This is a genomic window from Alphaproteobacteria bacterium (genome assembly GCA_015231795.1).
Lineage (GTDB): Bacteria > Pseudomonadota > Alphaproteobacteria > Rhodospirillales > WMHbin7 > WMHbin7.
Map to the genome: position 1 here is coordinate 1 of JADGAX010000002.1, position 15,608 is coordinate 15,608.

The 15,608-nt window shown below is 61.8% G+C and carries 15 protein-coding genes and 1 pseudogene; 4 read left to right on the top strand and 12 right to left on the bottom strand.

From position 1 onward, the window contains the following. Positions 1 to 46: 46 nt before the first annotated feature. The 5 genes and pseudogenes from tuf to HQL44_04260 all read right to left on the bottom strand — a co-directional run bounded on the left by tuf (position 47) and on the right by HQL44_04260 (position 4,245). Positions 47 to 289, bottom strand: a pseudogene (tuf, locus tag HQL44_04240) (elongation factor Tu). Positions 290 to 316: 27 nt separating this feature from the next. Continuing rightward, positions 317 to 2,395, bottom strand: coding sequence for an elongation factor G (gene fusA / locus HQL44_04245; protein ID MBF0267779.1), 2,079 nt, complete (start codon positions 2,393 to 2,395; stop codon positions 317 to 319). Between the two features lie 12 nt (positions 2,396 to 2,407). Continuing rightward, the gene (gene rpsG / locus HQL44_04250; GenBank protein MBF0267780.1) at positions 2,408 to 2,878 is read right to left on the bottom strand and encodes a 30S ribosomal protein S7; all 471 of its coding nucleotides are present in this window, start codon (positions 2,876 to 2,878) and stop codon (positions 2,408 to 2,410) included. Positions 2,879 to 2,891: 13 nt separating this feature from the next. Next, positions 2,892 to 3,263 carry a 30S ribosomal protein S12 gene (rpsL, locus tag HQL44_04255; protein ID MBF0267781.1) on the bottom strand — a complete coding sequence of 124 codons (372 nt, stop codon included), beginning with the start codon at positions 3,261 to 3,263 and terminating at the stop codon, positions 2,892 to 2,894. Between the two features lie 343 nt (positions 3,264 to 3,606). Beyond that, positions 3,607 to 4,245 (bottom strand): TetR/AcrR family transcriptional regulator, encoded by a 639-nt coding sequence (locus tag HQL44_04260; protein ID MBF0267782.1) that lies wholly within the window; start codon positions 4,243 to 4,245, stop codon positions 3,607 to 3,609. Positions 4,246 to 4,314: 69 nt separating this feature from the next. On the opposite strand from HQL44_04260, the gene HQL44_04265 reads away from it, so the two are divergent. From HQL44_04265 to HQL44_04275, 3 genes are read left to right on the top strand one after another with little or no spacing between them, the layout of a single operon-like run. Next, positions 4,315 to 5,349: an HlyD family secretion protein gene (locus HQL44_04265; protein MBF0267783.1), complete on the top strand. Its 1,035-nt coding sequence runs from the start codon at positions 4,315 to 4,317 to the stop codon at positions 5,347 to 5,349. 50 nt (positions 5,350 to 5,399) lie between these two features. Beyond that, positions 5,400 to 6,899: a DHA2 family efflux MFS transporter permease subunit gene (locus tag HQL44_04270; protein MBF0267784.1), complete on the top strand. Its 1,500-nt coding sequence runs from the start codon at positions 5,400 to 5,402 to the stop codon at positions 6,897 to 6,899. 46 nt (positions 6,900 to 6,945) lie between these two features. Continuing rightward, a complete protein-coding gene (locus HQL44_04275; GenBank protein ID MBF0267785.1) occupies positions 6,946 to 7,947 on the top strand; it encodes a histidine kinase in 1,002 nt (333 codons plus the stop codon). Between the two features lie 155 nt (positions 7,948 to 8,102). On the opposite strand, the gene HQL44_04280 is transcribed toward HQL44_04275, so the two are convergent. After that, positions 8,103 to 9,470, bottom strand: a complete 1,368-nt coding sequence (locus HQL44_04280; GenBank protein MBF0267786.1) for a glutamate--cysteine ligase — start codon at positions 9,468 to 9,470, stop codon at positions 8,103 to 8,105. A gap of 46 nt (positions 9,471 to 9,516) precedes the next feature. Here HQL44_04280 and HQL44_04285 point away from each other — a divergent pair, with 46 nt between their 5' ends. Further along, positions 9,517 to 10,563, top strand: a complete 1,047-nt coding sequence (locus HQL44_04285) for an HD domain-containing protein (protein MBF0267787.1) — start codon at positions 9,517 to 9,519, stop codon at positions 10,561 to 10,563. Here HQL44_04285 and ccmI read toward each other — a convergent pair. The 6 genes from ccmI to ccmD form a co-directional block, all read right to left on the bottom strand. Next, positions 10,560 to 11,870: a c-type cytochrome biogenesis protein CcmI gene (gene ccmI, locus HQL44_04290; GenBank protein ID MBF0267788.1), complete on the bottom strand. Its 1,311-nt coding sequence runs from the start codon at positions 11,868 to 11,870 to the stop codon at positions 10,560 to 10,562. The genes HQL44_04285 and ccmI overlap by 4 nt on opposite strands. Next, positions 11,870 to 12,331: a cytochrome c-type biogenesis protein CcmH gene (locus HQL44_04295; GenBank protein ID MBF0267789.1), complete on the bottom strand. Its 462-nt coding sequence runs from the start codon at positions 12,329 to 12,331 to the stop codon at positions 11,870 to 11,872. Before HQL44_04295 ends, ccmI begins: the two co-directional genes overlap by 1 nt. Next, positions 12,328 to 12,867: a DsbE family thiol:disulfide interchange protein gene (locus HQL44_04300; GenBank protein ID MBF0267790.1), complete on the bottom strand. Its 540-nt coding sequence runs from the start codon at positions 12,865 to 12,867 to the stop codon at positions 12,328 to 12,330. Before HQL44_04300 ends, HQL44_04295 begins: the two co-directional genes overlap by 4 nt. After that, positions 12,864 to 14,831 carry a heme lyase CcmF/NrfE family subunit gene (locus tag HQL44_04305; GenBank protein MBF0267791.1) on the bottom strand — a complete coding sequence of 656 codons (1,968 nt, stop codon included), beginning with the start codon at positions 14,829 to 14,831 and terminating at the stop codon, positions 12,864 to 12,866. The genes HQL44_04300 and HQL44_04305 overlap by 4 nt, the downstream gene beginning before the upstream one ends. Before the next feature lie 142 nt (positions 14,832 to 14,973). Further along, a complete protein-coding gene (gene ccmE, locus HQL44_04310) occupies positions 14,974 to 15,435 on the bottom strand; it encodes a cytochrome c maturation protein CcmE (GenBank protein MBF0267792.1) in 462 nt (153 codons plus the stop codon). Continuing rightward, positions 15,432 to 15,608 carry a heme exporter protein CcmD gene (ccmD, locus tag HQL44_04315; protein MBF0267793.1) on the bottom strand — a complete coding sequence of 59 codons (177 nt, stop codon included), beginning with the start codon at positions 15,606 to 15,608 and terminating at the stop codon, positions 15,432 to 15,434. Before ccmD ends, ccmE begins: the two co-directional genes overlap by 4 nt.

Consider the following 15,608-nt stretch of genomic DNA (forward strand, 5'->3'; position numbering starts at 1 on the left):
GTCAGGACTGCGGCAGCCGATCTCGCCAAGGCGGGTTTGTCGGGCGGTCGACATGCGCGTAGTGGCGGTTCTGCGTCTCGTATTCGACGTGCGCCGTCGAAATCGTGATGCCGCGCGCCTTCTCTTCAGGAGCCTTGTCGATCTGGTCGTAGGCCGTGAATGTGGCGCCGCCCGTCTCGGCCAGGACCTTGGTGATCGCCGCCGTCAGCGACGTCTTGCCATGGTCAACGTGCCCGATCGTGCCGACGTTGCAATGCGGCTTGTTCCGCTCGAATTTCGCCTTTGCCATGATCCTGCTCTCCCAACCTTCTATCTATCAACCGGCCAGCTTGGCGCGGATTTCTTCGGAAACGTTATTCGGCACTTCGCTGTAATGGTCGAAATGCATGCTGTACTGGGCGCGTCCCTGGCTCATCGAGCGCAGCGTGTTGACGTAGCCGAACATATTGGCCAGCGGCACCTGGGCCGTAATCACGCGGGCGTTGCCGCGAGAATCCATGCCGCTCACCTGACCGCGACGGCTGTTCAGATCGCCGATCACGTCGCCCATGTAGTCTTCGGGCGTCACCACTTCGACCTTCATCATCGGCTCGAGCAGCTTGGGACCCGCCTTGGGCAGACCTTCGCGGAAGCAAGCGCGGGCCGCGATTTCGAAGGCCAGGGCCGACGAATCGACTTCGTGGTAAGCGCCGTCGGTCAGCGTCGCCTTGAAATCGGTGACCGGGAAACCGGCAAGCACGCCGTTCTCGATCGACGAATTGAGGCCCTTCTGAACGCCCGGGATGTATTCCTTGGGCACGGTGCCGCCAACCACCTTGGCTTCGAACTGATAGCCCGAACCCGGGGGCAGCGGCTCGAACCGGATCTTGACGCGGGCGAACTGGCCCGAACCGCCCGACTGCTTCTTGTGCGTGTAGTCGCAGTCGTAAACTTTCGAGATGGTCTCGCGGTAGGCCACCTGGGGGGCGCCCACATTGGCCTCAACCTTGAACTCGCGCTTCATGCGATCGACGATGATCTCAAGGTGCAATTCGCCCATGCCCTTGATGACCGTCTGTCCCGACTCGCCGTCCGACGACACGCGGAAGCTGGGATCTTCCTGGGCCAGACGCGCCAGCGCCATGCCCATCTTCTCCTGGTCCGCCTTCGACTTCGGCTCGACCGCCACTTCGATGACGGGTTCGGGGAATTCCATGCGCTCGAGGATCACCGGCTTGGTGGTGTCGCACAGCGTATCGCCGGTCGTGGTGTCCTTAAGGCCCACCAGCGCCACGATGTCGCCAGCGCGGCCTTCCTTCACTTCTTCGCGCGAATTGGCGTGCATCAGCAGCATGCGGCCAATGCGCTCGCGCTTGTCCTTGACCGTGTTCTGCACGTAGGAACCGGCTTCCAGCACGCCCGAATAGATGCGGGCGAAGGTGAGCGAACCCACGAAAGGATCGGTCATGATCTTGAAGGCCAGGGCCGAGAACGGTTCGGAATCGTCGCTCTTACGCGTGATGGGTTCGTCGGAACCCAGCTTGACGCCCTGCACGGGCGGAATGTCGACCGGGCTGGGCAGATAGTCGATCACGGCGTCGAGCAGGGGCTGCACGCCCTTGTTCTTGAAGGCCGATCCGCACAGGATGGGCACGAAGGTCATGGCGATCGTGCCCTTGCGGATGCACTTGATCAGCGTGGCTTCGTCGGGTTCCTGGCCGCCCAGATAGGCTTCCATCGCCTCGTCGTCCATTTCGACGGCGGCTTCGATCATCTCGTGGCGATAGGCGGCGGCCTTTTCGGCCAGCTCGGCGGGAATCGGCGCGTCGTAGAATTCAGCGCCCAGGCTTTCGTCTTTCCACAGAATGGCCTTGTTGCGCAGCACGTCGACCAAGCCGACATAGTCGCTTTCGATGCCGATCGGCATATGCAGAACCATCGGGCGCGCGCCCAGACGTTCCTTGATCATATCGACGCAGCGATAGAAATCGGCGCCGATGCGGTCCATCTTGTTGACGAAGCAGATGCGCGGAACGTTGTACTTGTCGGCTTGGCGCCACACGGTCTCGGATTGCGGCTCGACGCCGGCCACCGAGTCGAAAACGGTCACGGCGCCGTCCAGCACGCGAAGCGAACGCTCGACTTCGATGGTGAAGTCGACGTGGCCGGGCGTGTCGATGATGTTGACGCGATGGTCGCGCCAGAAGCAGGTGGTGGCGGCCGAAGTGATGGTGATGCCGCGCTCCTGCTCCTGCTCCATCCAGTCCATGGTGGCGGTGCCTTCATGCACTTCGCCGATCTTGTAGGACTTGCCGGTGTAATACAGGACGCGTTCGGTCGTCGTCGTCTTCCCGGCATCGATGTGGGCCATGATGCCGATATTGCGGTAACGCTCGATGGGAGTTGTGCGGGCCATCTAAAACAGTCCTTACCAGCGATAATGCGAGAAGGCCTTGTTGGCCTCCGCCATGCGATGCGTGTCTTCGCGCTTCTTGACGGCGGCGCCGCGATTGTTGGCGGCATCCATCAATTCGCCCGACAGGCGCTCGACCATGGTGTTCTCGCCGCGCTTGCGCGCCGCGTCGATCAGCCAACGGATGGCCAGGGCCTGACGACGGTCGGTGCGCACTTCGACGGGCACCTGATAGGTGGCGCCACCGACGCGGCGCGAGCGAACTTCGACGGCGGGCTTCACATTGTCCAGCGCGTCGTGGAACAGCTTCAAAGGATCCGCCTTGGCCTTGGCTTCGATGCGCTCGAAAGCGCCGTAGACGGTGCCTTCGGCGACCGACTTCTTGCCGTCGTACATCAGGCAGTTCATGAACTTGGTGACGACAATGTCGCCGAACTTGGGGTCCGGCTGCACTTCGCGCTTAACGGCGGAATGGCGACGCGACATCTAAAGTCTCCCCTTACTTCGGACGCTTCGCGCCGTACTTCGAACGGCGCTGTTTGCGGTCCTTGACGCCCTGGGTGTCCAGAGTGCCGCGAATGATGTGGTAGCGAACGCCGGGCAAATCCTTGACGCGGCCGCCACGGATCATCACCACCGAGTGTTCCTGGAGGTTGTGACCCTCGCCAGGAATGTAGCTGGTGACTTCGAAACCGTTGGTCAGGCGCACGCGGGCCACCTTACGCAAAGCCGAGTTCGGCTTCTTGGGCGTCGTCGTGTAAACGCGGGTGCAGACGCCGCGCTTTTGCGGGCATTCCTGCATGGCCGGAACCTTGTTGCGCGTCACTTTCGGTTCGCGCGGCTTGCGGATCAACTGGTTGATCGTCGGCATTCGTCTTTCCTTCGTTGCCTGCCTTACGTCTACACGCCAATTGCTTCTCCGACAAAGCCGGACAAAGCGAATTCGGCCCGGCCGAAGCCGGGCGAAGCAAAAAGAAACAACCGGGTTTGCCCGGTCGTTTCCTAGTTCGAGAACCTTGTTGTCAGGCGTTACGCCGTTCAAAGCCGCGCCGATACGCAGCGCTTTTTGAACGAGGTAACCGCGTCTAGGACGTATGCCTACCACCGGCTCCCCGAAGAGGCGCGCATCCTATGCAGCAAGCCGCTGCCCGTCAAGGGAAAGATTAGGCTTTCTTGCATCCCGCCAGCCATGGGGCTAAATAGCCTTCATAACGCTAGCTGTTGGGGTTGCGTGGTTGATGTGCCGCAACGAATAGGGTGGCGGCGGCTTGAGCCAGATGCGCGATCTCGCCAGCCTCGGGAGCGGGTTCCACGCCCAGCAAGCATTTAAGATAGCTGGAGTTTCTAAGAGAACCCAGAAAGAGGTCGGCCCCCAGGGCGGGGTCGGGCACCAAAAGCCGACCCTGCTTGTTCAAATGCTCTATATACGCCGCCACCATCGACAGCGTGCGGGCAGGACCCGACCGATAAAAGGACTCGCTCAACTCGGGCAGATGCCTGCCCTCGGACAATACAAGGCGGAAGGTGGACAGAGCGCCCGGCTTCAACAGTAGTCCCAAAAAGCGCCGCCCGATGGCGGCAAGCCCTTCCAGGGGGTCATCACCCAGCATGGCGGGTTGCAGGCTTTCCTCCATCTCCTGGCGGAAACGCTCCTGGACCATCGATTCGAACAAGGCCTGTTTCGACTTGAAATGGGCATAAAGCGTGGCTTTGGAAACCCCGGCCTCGGATGCGATGGCGTCCATGCTGGCCTTGGCGTAGCCCTGGCCGAGAAACAGACGGGAGGCCGCCGTCTGAATCAAGCCGCGCTTGCCGGAAGATGTTTTCTCGCTAATGCCCTTTGCCGTCGCCATCCGTCTTGACCCCTCCTCGCCCGAGGCGTATTAAACTAAACCGTTCAGTTCAATCTTGCAAGGCCGCCCATGCCGCCCCCGGTCAAGAAGCGAATCGCCGCCGTCGCCCTGCTGCTGCTGGCCATCGTCGCCGCCAGCCTGGGCTATTGGTGGTCGCGCCGCCACATCGAAACCACCGACGACGCCTATGTCGCCAGCGACATTTCGGTCATGTCGGCCAAGGTGCCGGGCTATGTCGCCTCGGTCGAGGTGGCCGACAATCAGCCGGTAAAGGCTGGCGATGTGCTGATCCGCCTGGAATCCAGGGATTACGAGGCCAAGCGCGACCAAGCGCAGGCCCTGGCGCAGGCCCGCCGCCTGGGTCTGGCCCAAATCGAGGCGAAATTGAACCTGCAAGACGCCCAGATCCGCCAAGCCGGGGCGGAGGTCGCGGCCGCCGCCGCCGATACGCAAAGGGCCAAGAACGACCTTGAACGCGCCCAGATTCTGGTGAAGAACGAATTCGCCTCGCGCCAGAAATTGGATCAATCGCAGGCCGATTCCCAACGCACCGCCGCCCAACTGTCGCGCGCCCGCGCCGGGGCAGACGCCGCCAAGCGCCAGACCAACGTGTTGGATGCCGAGATGGCAACGGCCAGAGCACTTTCGGACGAGGCCGACGCCCAGTTGGAATTGGCCCAGATCGACCTTGAAAACACGGTCATCCGCGCCCCCATCGACGGCGTGGCCGCCAACCGTTCGGCCCAACTGGGCGAATATGTCCGCGCGGGCGCCCAGTTGCTGTCCATCGTGCCGCTGGACAAGGTGTGGATCGAGGCCAATTTCAAGGAAACCCAACTGACCCGCATGAAGCCGGGTCAGAGCGTGGACATCAAGATCGACGCCTTCCCAGACCAACATCTGCAAGGCAAAGTCGAGAGCATCGCCCCCGCCTCGGGCGCCAAATTCAGCCTGCTGCCGCCCGAGAACGCCACCGGCAATTTCACCAAGGTGGTGCAGCGCGTGCCGGTACGCATCTCACTGCCCCTTGATTCGCCGCTGAAGGGGCGCATCGCGCCGGGCCTGTCGGCGGTGGTGAAGGTCGATACGCTGAGCCTGCCGTGACCGGCGAGCACCGCAAACTGACCCCAGGCGACTGGATCGGTTTCCTGGCCATGGTGCTGGGCATGTTCATGGCGATCTTGGACATCCAGATCGTTTCCAGCTCGCTTTCGGAAATCCAGGCCGGGCTGTCGGCGGGCCGCGACGAAATCTCTTGGGTGCAAACATCTTACCTGATCGCCGAAGTGGTGATGATCCCGCTGTCGGGCTGGCTGGCCCGCGTCTTTTCCACCCGCTGGCTGTTCCTGGCCTCGTCGCTCACCTTCACGCTGTCCAGTCTGGCTTGCGCCTTCGCCTGGGACATCAATTCCATGATCGTCTTTCGCGCCCTGCAAGGCTTTCTGGGCGGCGCCATGATCCCCACCGTCTTTTCCTCGATGTTCATGCTGTTCCCGCTGCATATGCGCCCGATGATCGGCGTCATCATCGGGCTGGTCGCCACCATGGCCCCCACGCTGGGACCCGTGCTGGGCGGCTGGATCACCGATCTGGCCAGTTGGCACTGGCTGTTCCTGATCAATCTGCCCGTGGGTCTGGCGGTATCGTTCCTGGTGACCGTTTTCGTGCGCATCGACCAGCCCAGACTTGAGATGCTGAAACGCATCGACGTGCCCGGCATCGTCTTCATGGCGGTATTCCTGGGCGCTCTTGAATACACGCTGGAAGAAGGACCCGCCGACAACTGGTTCCAGACCGACGCCATCGTCTGGTGGACGGCGCTGACGCTGACGGCAGGCATTCTGTTCGTCTGGCGCGAGTTGGTGCATGCGCATCCGGTGGTCGATCTGTTCGCCTTCAGAAACGCCAATTTCTCGATCGGCTGCCTGTTCAGCTTCGTCATCGGCACCGGGCTTTACGGGTCGGTCTATCTGCTGCCGCTGTATCTGGGCCGGGTGCGCGGCATGAACAGCTTCGATATCGGCGTCATCATGGTCGTGACCGGCGCCTTTCAGTTCTTGTCGGCCCCCATCGCCGGCATTCTATCCAAAAAGATGGAGCCAAGACTGATGCTGGGATTGGGGCTTGCCTTGTTCGGCACCGGCCTGTGGCTGACCACCAGCATGACCGCCGAATGGGGATTCTGGGAACTGTTCTTGCCGCAAGCCGTGCGCGGCGTGTCGCTGATGCTGTGCTTCCTGCCCATCAATCTGCTGGCTTTGGGAACCCTGCCCAAGGACGAGGTGCACAACGCCAGCGGGTTATTCAATTTGATGCGCAATCTGGGCGGCGCCATCGGCCTGGCCGCCATCAATACGGCGCTGATTGAACGGTTCGAGTTGCACCGCTCGCACCTAGCCGACTCGCTGTCGGCCAGCCGCAGCCACGTGCTCGAGATGCTGGAGGGCATGTCGGCCTATTTGTCCGACCGCATCACTGGCAACGCCGACGCCGCCGCCCTCAAGACCCTGTCGCGCCTGATCGAGCGCGAGGCCTGGGTGATGACCTTCTCGGACGCCTTTCTGCTGCTCTCGCTCGGCTTTTTCCTGGCCCTGGCCTTCATGCCCTGGATCAAAAGCGTGGATGCGGGCAAAGCGCCCTCAGATGCCCACTAATATTGCGGCAGGGTTTGCGTTATAATGCATGAAAGAGGGGGCTTTCATGCTTACCGCGACCATCCTGGGCTTTTCCATCGCCTTCCAGACCCTGGCGGCTATCTTGGCGCTGACGCACTTGCGCCGCTCTGGCCCCTACAGATGGGCCTGGGGATCCCTGTCCGCGGCCCTGCTGCTGATGGCTGCTAGGCGCGTCATCACCCTGTCCAGCGCCTTTCTGGCCGACCGCCCCCTGGCTGGAGATTTGTTGCCCGAACTGACGGCGTTCGCCATTTCGCTTCTGATGGTCGGCGGCGTCGTGGGCCTGGGCCGTCTTCTAAAGACGGTCGAGCGCCAGCGTGCCGAGCTTGACCGCGTGGTGGGTGAACTTCAGCGCTCGAACCGAGAGCTTGAACAGTTCGCCTATATCGCCAGCCACGACCTGAACGAACCCTTGCGCATGATCGCCAGCTATCTTCAGCTGATCGAGCGGCGCATGAAGGGCCATCTTGACGGCGAGATCAAGGAATTCATGGATTTCGCCCTGGATGGGGCTGCGCGCATGCGCGCCTTGATCGACGGGCTTTTGGAATTCTCGCGGGTGGGGCGGCGCGGCGAACCCCAGGACGGCATCGACCTCAACCTGCTGGTCGGCTCGGTGCTGGCCGACCTGAAAAGCGCCATCGAGGAGGCGGGGGCCGTCGTAACCGTCGATCCCCTGCCCCGCGTGCGCGGCGTCGAGAGCGAATTGCGCCGCACCTTCCAGAACCTGATCGGCAACGCCTTGAAGTTCCATGCCAAGGACCGTCCGCCGATGATCCATGTCGGCGTCAGCGGCAAGGGCAATGTCTGGGAATTTCAAGTGAGCGACAACGGCATCGGCATCGACGCCAAGCATTTCGAGCAGATTTTCCAGATGTTCAAGCGCCTGCACGGCCAAAGCGAATATCCCGGCACCGGGCTGGGGCTGGCCTTGTCCAAACGCATCGTCGATACGCATGGCGGGCGCATCTGGATCGAATCGGAACCCGGCAAGGGATCGACCTTCCGCTTCACCTTGCCGAAGTAGTATCCGCCTGCAAAGAAGCGTTTAAACCACGCTGGCAAAGCCAGCGCGCAAACCTCCTGGTTTGCGTGAGCCAAGCGATACGGAGTATCGCGCCCGCCAGCTTTGCTGGCAGATATTTGCTTAGCGTGCATTGCACGCGGCGATTGAGAGGCAATTTAAAAAGCGTAATCGATGTAAACCGGATCGACCGATTCATGCCAAGGCCCGCGATACGAGGCCAACAAAAGTTCGGCGGGCGTGACGCCGCGCTCGGCGATGCGGTCCAGTGGGTCGAGGAAGCCGCTTTCATCGCGGCCCACATCGTCTTCCCTGGCGCGTCCGATCAAGCCTTCGCGGGCGATGATCAGCATGCGCAGCGCTTGGTCGCGCACCAGTCCCTTGCGAAAGGGCGCCTTCAAACCCATGCGCGGCACATCGGCCCTTAACTGGGACATTTCCTCGATGGTCCAGTCCTTCACCATGTCCCAGGCTTCGCCCAGGGCCTCGGCATCGTACAGCAACCCGGTCCACAGGGCGGGCAGGGCGCAGATGCGGCTCCACGAGCCGCCGTCGGCGCCGCGCATTTCGAGGTAACGCTTCAGGCGCACTTCGGGAAAGGCGGTGGTGACATGATCGGCCCAATCGCCCATCTGAGGCTTTTCGCCCGGCAGGGCTGGCAGGCGGCCCGCCATGAAATCCTTGAAACTTTGGCCCGAAGCGTCGATGTAGCGGCCGTCGCGATAGACGAAATACATCGGCATATCGAGCAGGTAATCGACATAGCGCTCGAAGCCCATACCGGGTTCGAACACGAAGGGCAACATGCCCGAACGCGCATTGTCGGTGTCGGTCCAGATATGGCTGCGATAGCTTAGATAGCCGTTGGGCTTGCCTTCGGTGAAGGGCGAATTGGCGAACAATGCCGTGGCGATGGGTTGCAGGGCCAGCGCGGTTCTGAACTTCATCACCATGTCGGCTTCGCTGGAGAAATCCAGATTGGCCTGCACGGTGCAGGTGCGCAACATCATGTCCAGCCCCAGCGTTCCCACCTTGGGCATATAGGCCTTCATGATGGCGTAGCGTCCCTTGGGCATCCAGTGGATGTCTTCGCGCCGCCATTTGGGGTCGAAGCCAAGGCCGACCAGTCCGATGCCCAATTTGTCGGCCACCTGCGTCACCTGACGCAAATGTTCGTGCACTTCCGCGCAGGTCTGATGAATGGTTTCCAAGGGCGCGCCGGACAATTCGACCTGCCCGCCAGGCTCCAGCGTGATCGAGGAGCCATCGCGCCCGGACAGGGCGATGACCCGCCCGTCCTCGACAACCGGCTTCCAGCCGAAAATCTGCATGCCTTCCAAAAGCGCCTGGATGCCTTTCTCGCCCTCATAGGGCAGAGGCCTGAAACTGCCCTGTTCGAAGGCGAATTTCTCATGCTCGGTGCCGATGCGCCAAGCAGAGGCCGTTTTGCAGCCCGATTCCAGCCAGGAGACAAGCTGCGCTTTGGATTCGATCAAAATCAAATCGGGTTTCGATGGACCAGACATGCGAACAGAAGACCCCAGCCAGAAACCTGCGTCAATGCAAGAGTTCTTGAACTTATTCCGTCAAACCATGATTATGGCTCATATGACCCCTAAGCAAATTCATGTCCTGATCATCGAGGACAATCCCGGCGACGCCCGCTTGATCGAGCTGATGCTGTCCGAGCGTCCCGAAGACGGCTATCAGAATGTTTTCGCCGTGCGCCTTGGCGACGGGCTGGACGCCATCGCCAAGCAGCCCTTCGACGTGATCCTGCTGGATTTGTCGCTGCCCGATTCGCATGGGATCGGCACCGTGCAGTCGGTGCTGGATGCCGCCCCCTCGACGCCGATCATCGTGCTGACCGGCCTAGCCGACGACACCACGGCCATCGCCGCCATGAAGGCGGGCGCGCAGGACTATCTGGCCAAGGGCCAGGGCGATGGAGAAACGCTGCGCCGCTCGATCCGTTATTCGATCGAGCGCATGCGCACCGACGAGGAAAAGCGCGAGTCAGGGGAACGGTTGCGCCGCGCCCTGATGCAGACCATCCAGGCGGTGGGCCTGACCATCGAAAAGCGCGACCCCTATACGGCGGGCCACCAGCAGCGCGTGGCCGAACTGGCCAGCGCCATTGGCCGCGAGTTGGGATTCGAAGAAGAACGCCTCGAGGGTTTGGAACTGGGCAGCGTGATCCACGACATCGGCAAGATCGCCATCCCGTCCTCGTTTCTGAACAAGCCGGGTCGTCTGACCGACACCGAATTCGCGCTGATCAAAACCCACAGCGTCATCGGCTTCGACATCATCAAGGACGTCGAATTCACTTGGCCGATCGCCAAGATGGTGCGCCAGCATCACGAGCGGATGGATGGTTCGGGCTATCCCGACGGCTTGAAGGGCGACGACATCTTGCTCGAATCGCGCATCATCTGCGTCGCCGACGTCATCGAATCGATGGCCTCGAACCGGCCTTACCGCGCGGCGCTGGGGATCGACGTCGCTCTCGATGAAATTTCCAAGAACTGCGGCAGGCTGTACGACGCCGACGTCGCCAAGGCCTGCCTGAAACTGTTCGCCGACAACCGCTTCAGCTTCACCACGCAGGTGCTTTAAAGCCCGTCGATCATCTTCTTCAGATCGGCATGGTCCTCGCTTGCCGGATCAAGCAGATCCAAAAGCCGCGACCACAAAGCCTTGGCCTCGCTCTTGCCGCCATTGTCCAACGCGGCCTGGCCCGCCAGATACAGCGCGTCGAAGGAATTGGGGTCTTGCTTTAGAACCTCGTTCATCAAGGCCGCCGCTTCGGTGGGCACCTTGGCCTTGGGATCGGCCGAGCGCGCCACTTCAAAAAGCATCACGGCATAGGATTGCTTCAGGTCGAGATCGTCGGGCGTCAGGGCCATGGCCTTCTGATAGGCGTCCCTGGCCTTTTCCATCTCGCCCAGAACGGCATAGCTGCGGCCCAGCATGGTCCAGCCCTGCACGTCCTTTGGGTTTTCCTTCATTCTGGCTTCCAGCTTGGCGACCATGGCCCCGATGTCGGGCGCGCCGCTTTGGGTTTGCGGCGCCTTGCCGGACAAACGCGTCTCGGCTTCGGTGATGCGCTGCTTGAGCATGGGCAACCATCCCGCCCCGGCTGGCGATGCGGCTTCCAGGCGACGCCAGAAATGCAAGGCTCCCTTGGCGTCGTTGTCTTGCATGCGTTCCTGGCCCATGAAATACAGGGCCTTGGGGTGATCGGGGCTGACCAGCAGCACCGTTTCGAAAGCGCGCTTGGCCTGGATGGAAACCTCGCCCTGATCGGCATAGACTTGCGATTCGGCCATTTCGGCGATCACTTCCGGCTCGCGCTCGCCATTGGTTAGCGCTTGGCGCAGGCTTTCCGCGCCGTCCGGATGACGCCCCAACATGCGCTGGGCGCGGCCCAGATCGCGCCAAGCCGCGCCATCCTCGGGGTGACGCCCTAGGTGCTCGGTCAAGCGCGCCACTTCATCCAACTGATGCTGGGCTTGCGAGACATCGGTGCCGAGGCGCATGGCAAGACGGTCGAGATAGGGCTGGTCGGGTTGCTTTGGCGACCCCAAAACCAAGTAAAGCGCGCCACCCGCCAGCGGCAGAACCAACAGCAAGGCCAAGGCCAGCAGACGCCTGGGCGCCAGCCCCAGGGGATGCGTTTCTTCCTTGCTGGCATGTGCCGCGGCCAGCAGACGGCGCTGCACTTCCAGCTTGGCCGCTTCCAAGGCCTGCCCGTCGATCAGGCCCTGCGCATGCTCGTCTTCCAGCTCGCTCAACTGGTCCTTGAAAACCGCCAGATCGTAATCGGCGCGCGATCCGTCATGCGATGACGGCTTGGCGAGAAGCGGTCTGGCGATCAGAAAGACCGTGATCAGAATCAGAAGTCCGGCCAACACCCACAACATCAATTGCGGTCCTTCATCAGTCGTTCGACTTCCTGGCGTTCCTGCGCGCTTAAGGGCGACGGCGGCAAGGACTCGCGCTTCTGCCTGCGATAATAGCCCAGACCGACGGCAAAGGCGGCGACGGCCAAGCCCAGCGGCCCCAACCACAGCAGCAGCGTCTTGGCGTTGAAGGGCGGCCTTAGCAGAACATAGTCGCCATAGCGGTCGACCAGATATTGTTTGACCTGATCGTTGGAATCGCCCGCCGTGATGCGTTCACGCACGATCTGACGCAAATCCTTGGCCAGATCGGCGTCCGAATCGTCGATCGACTGGTTCTGGCAAACCACGCAGCGCAATTCGGCCCCCACGTCGCGGGCGCGCGCTTCCAAGGCGGGGTCCTTCAGCATTTCGCCGGGATCGACGGCCAGCGCCGGGGCGCAGACCGCTATGGCGGCCAGAATCAGAATCAGGCGCTTCATTTCTGAAGCTCCTTGATGATCGGCAACAGGGTTTGCTTCCATACCCGATCATCGATGATGCCGACATGTTTGTAGCGGATGCGCCCATCCTTATCGACGATGAAACTTTCCGGCGCACCCGTCACCCCGAAATCGACCGAGGCGTGGCCGGGCGCTGGATCGGCCCCCACGCGCAGATAGGGGTCGCCGTGCTTTTGCAGCCAAGCCATGCCCGCCGCCGGATCGTCGCGCCAGTCGATGCCCATGATGGGCACCACGCCTTCCGCCTTGATCTTCATCAGATAGGGATGTTCGGCCACGCAGGCCACGCACCAGGATCCGAAAATATTGACCAACGACACTTGGCCCTTCAAATGCTCGGTCTTCAGGCCGGTGTCGCCGCGCCCCGGCAGAGCGGCCAGATCGATGTTGGGGACAGGCTTGTCGATCAGCACCGAAGGGATCGCCTTGGGATCAAGGAACAGGCCCTTGAAGAAGAAGCCCAGCAGTCCCACGAAAATCAGAACCGGCAGCAGATAGGCAAGACGGCTTTTCATGGGCGTCGCTTTCCTTGAGGAACGCCGACGCGGTGCCGCCGGTCGAACAGCGATATCAGCCCGCCAAGCGTCATGACCAAAATACCCGTCCACAGCCAGGGAATCAAAGGCTGCCAATAAAAGCGGGTGACATAGCCGCCGCCTGGCACGGGATCGCCGATCACGGTGTAATAATCGCCCAGGAAGGTTGACTGAATGGCGGTTTCCGTGGTCGGCCTGGGCGGCATGCGATATTGGCGGCGCTCGGGGCTGAGTTTCAGAAAGTCCTGACCGTTTCGGCTAAGGACGAAATTGCCTTGCAGCGCCGTGTAATTCGGCCCCGGCACTTCCTGGGCGGAATCGAGCCGGACGTCGGCGTCGCGCAAGCGAACCGTTTCGCCCACTTTCATGTTCTGGATATGCTCTTCCATCCAGGTCGATGAGCCGACGATGCCCACGATCACCAGTGCTACGCCCGCATGCGCCACCGTCATGCCCCAGGCGGCCAGCGGAATTTGCTTGGCGCGCTTGCCCACCTCGGCCCAGGGCGCCTTGAACAGAAGGGCGCGCTCGCCCAACTCCCACAGACTGCCGAAGAACAGCCAGCCCGCCAGCGCCATGCCGCCAAGGGCAGCCAGATCGCCGATCCTGCCGCCGGTCAACATCCAGACCAGACCCGCAAAAACCAAAGCCGCCGCCAGCACGAACTTCAGGCGCAACAGCACGCCCAGCAGATCGCCCCGCTTCCAGGTCAGCATCGGGCCGACAGCCATGGCGGCGATCATGGGAATCATCAGGGGAATGAAAACCGAATTGAAGAAGGGCGGCCCCACCGACACTTTGCCGCCGCCCAGCGCATCGACGAACAGCGGATACAGCGTGCCCAGCAGCACCGATCCGGCCGCCGTGCTCATGATCAGATTGTTGAACATCAAGCCGCCCTCGCGCGAGACGGGGGCGAACAGGCCGCCCGCCTTCAAGGAAGGGGCGCGGATGGCGTACAGCATCAAGGAACCGCCCGCCACCATGGTCAGCATGGCCAGGATGAACAGGCCGCGCCCGGGATCGCTGGCAAAGGAATGAACCGAGGTGATGACGCCCGAACGCACCAGGAAAGTGCCCAGCAACGACAGCGAGAAAGTGAGAATAGCCAACAAGATGGTCCAGCTTTTGAGCGCGTCTCGCTTTTCGACCACGATGGCCGAATGCAACAGCGCCGTTCCGGCCAACCAAGGCATGAAGGAGGCGTTCTCGACCGGGTCCCAATACCACCAGCCGCCCCAGCCCAATTCGTAATAGGCCCACCAACTGCCCAGCCCGATGCCCAAGGTCAGGAACACCCAGGCGGCCAGCGTCCAGGGGCGCACCCAGCGCGCCCAGGCGGCATCGACGCGCCCTTCGATCAAAGCGGCGATGGCGAAGGAAAAAGCGATCGAGAAGCCGACATAGCCCAGATAGAGGAAGGGCGGATGAAAGGCCAGACCGGGATCTTGCAACAGCGGATTGAGACCGTTGCCATCCAGGGGCGGGCGGGCCAAACGTTCGAAGGGGTTCGAAGTGAATAGGATAAAGGCCAGGAAGGACAACGCCACCAAGCCCTGAACGCCGATGACGCGCGCCTTCAGATGCGGCGGCAGATTGCGCCCCGACAGCACGACGGCGGCGCCGAACACGGCCAAAATGGTCACCCACAAAAGCAGCGAGCCTTCGTGATTGCCCCAAACGCCCGAGATTTTATAAAGCATCGGCTTGGCCGAATGCGAATTGGTCGCCACATTGACCAGCGAAAAATCCGAGATCACATAGGAATAGGTGAGTGCGGCGAAAGCGATGCAGGTCAGCATCATCAGCGCGACCCCGGCCCCGCTGGCCGCCGCCATGATCGCCTTGTCGCCGCGCTGCGCGCCATAAAGGCCCAGAACGCCCTGGGCCAAGGCTACGAACAAGGCGAAGGCCAAGGCGAAATGTCCGGCCTCGGCGATCATTTCTTGCGGCCCCTTCTCGTCTTATCCACGTCATGGCCGGGCTTGACCCGGCCATCCATGCCTATCGGTTGACGGGTTCCGAAAAATCCGTGGATGCCCGGCACAAGGCCGGGCATGACGATCTTTGGGTGCGCCCGCATCCTCACTTCATCTGCCCCTGCGGCTTCGCCGTCTCCTGGCCCTGCCACTGGCCAGACTTTTTCAAGGCATCGGCCACTTCGGGCGGCATGTATTTCTCGTCATGCTTGGCCAGCACGTCGGAAGCGGTGAACAGACCGTTGGCGAAACGGCCCTCGGCCACCACGCCTTGGCCCTCGCGGAACAGATCAGGCAGGATGCCGGTAAAGACGACATCGGTCGCATTGGTCAAATCGGTCACCTTGAAGCGCACCGTCTTGCCATCCTTGACCACGCTGCCTTCCAGCACCAAGCCGCCGATGCGCAGGCGCTGATCGGGCTTAACATCCTTGGTTACCAGATCGGTCGGGCTGTAGAAGAAGACGATATTGTCCTGGAAGGCGGTCAAGACCAGGGCCGCCGCCCCTCCCAAGAAGGCAAGCCCGGCCAGCAGCAGCATCAGGCGGCGCTTCTTGCGGGGCGTCATGACCGCTTTTCCTTGGCGGCCTTGCGGCTGGCGTCCAGCCTCTCGAACTCGGCCTCGGACTTCTTAAGGCGCAGGAAACTGTCGGCGAACAAGCCCAGCATGACCAGAAAGGCCAGCCCATAAGACGGCCAGACATAGCCTGCATAACCGCCCATCGAGAAGAAATCGCTCAT

What these genes read in the sequence shown, in the direction of transcription:
- fusA (MBF0267779.1), bottom strand. Translation starts at nt 2,395, where the DNA reads ATGGCCCGCACAACTCCCATCGAGCGTTACCGCAATATCGGCATCATG.
- rpsL (MBF0267781.1), bottom strand. Translation starts at nt 3,263, where the DNA reads ATGCCGACGATCAACCAGTTGATCCGCAAGCCGCGCGAACCGAAAGTG.
- ccmD (MBF0267793.1), bottom strand. Translation starts at nt 15,608, where the DNA reads ATGAGCGATTTCTTCTCGATGGGCGGTTATGCAGGCTATGTCTGGCCG.
- HQL44_04305 (MBF0267791.1), bottom strand. Translation starts at nt 14,831, where the DNA reads ATGATCGCCGAGGCCGGACATTTCGCCTTGGCCTTCGCCTTGTTCGTA.
- HQL44_04265 (MBF0267783.1), top strand. Translation starts at nt 4,315, where the DNA reads ATGCCGCCCCCGGTCAAGAAGCGAATCGCCGCCGTCGCCCTGCTGCTG.
- HQL44_04300 (MBF0267790.1), bottom strand. Translation starts at nt 12,867, where the DNA reads ATGAAAAGCCGTCTTGCCTATCTGCTGCCGGTTCTGATTTTCGTGGGA.
- rpsG (MBF0267780.1), bottom strand. Translation starts at nt 2,878, where the DNA reads ATGTCGCGTCGCCATTCCGCCGTTAAGCGCGAAGTGCAGCCGGACCCC.
- HQL44_04260 (MBF0267782.1), bottom strand. Translation starts at nt 4,245, where the DNA reads ATGGCGACGGCAAAGGGCATTAGCGAGAAAACATCTTCCGGCAAGCGC.
- HQL44_04280 (MBF0267786.1), bottom strand. Translation starts at nt 9,470, where the DNA reads ATGTCTGGTCCATCGAAACCCGATTTGATTTTGATCGAATCCAAAGCG.
- ccmE (MBF0267792.1), bottom strand. Translation starts at nt 15,435, where the DNA reads ATGACGCCCCGCAAGAAGCGCCGCCTGATGCTGCTGCTGGCCGGGCTT.
- HQL44_04275 (MBF0267785.1), top strand. Translation starts at nt 6,946, where the DNA reads ATGCTTACCGCGACCATCCTGGGCTTTTCCATCGCCTTCCAGACCCTG.
- HQL44_04270 (MBF0267784.1), top strand. Translation starts at nt 5,400, where the DNA reads ATGGTGCTGGGCATGTTCATGGCGATCTTGGACATCCAGATCGTTTCC.
- HQL44_04295 (MBF0267789.1), bottom strand. Translation starts at nt 12,331, where the DNA reads ATGAAGCGCCTGATTCTGATTCTGGCCGCCATAGCGGTCTGCGCCCCG.
- ccmI (MBF0267788.1), bottom strand. Translation starts at nt 11,870, where the DNA reads ATGTTGTGGGTGTTGGCCGGACTTCTGATTCTGATCACGGTCTTTCTG.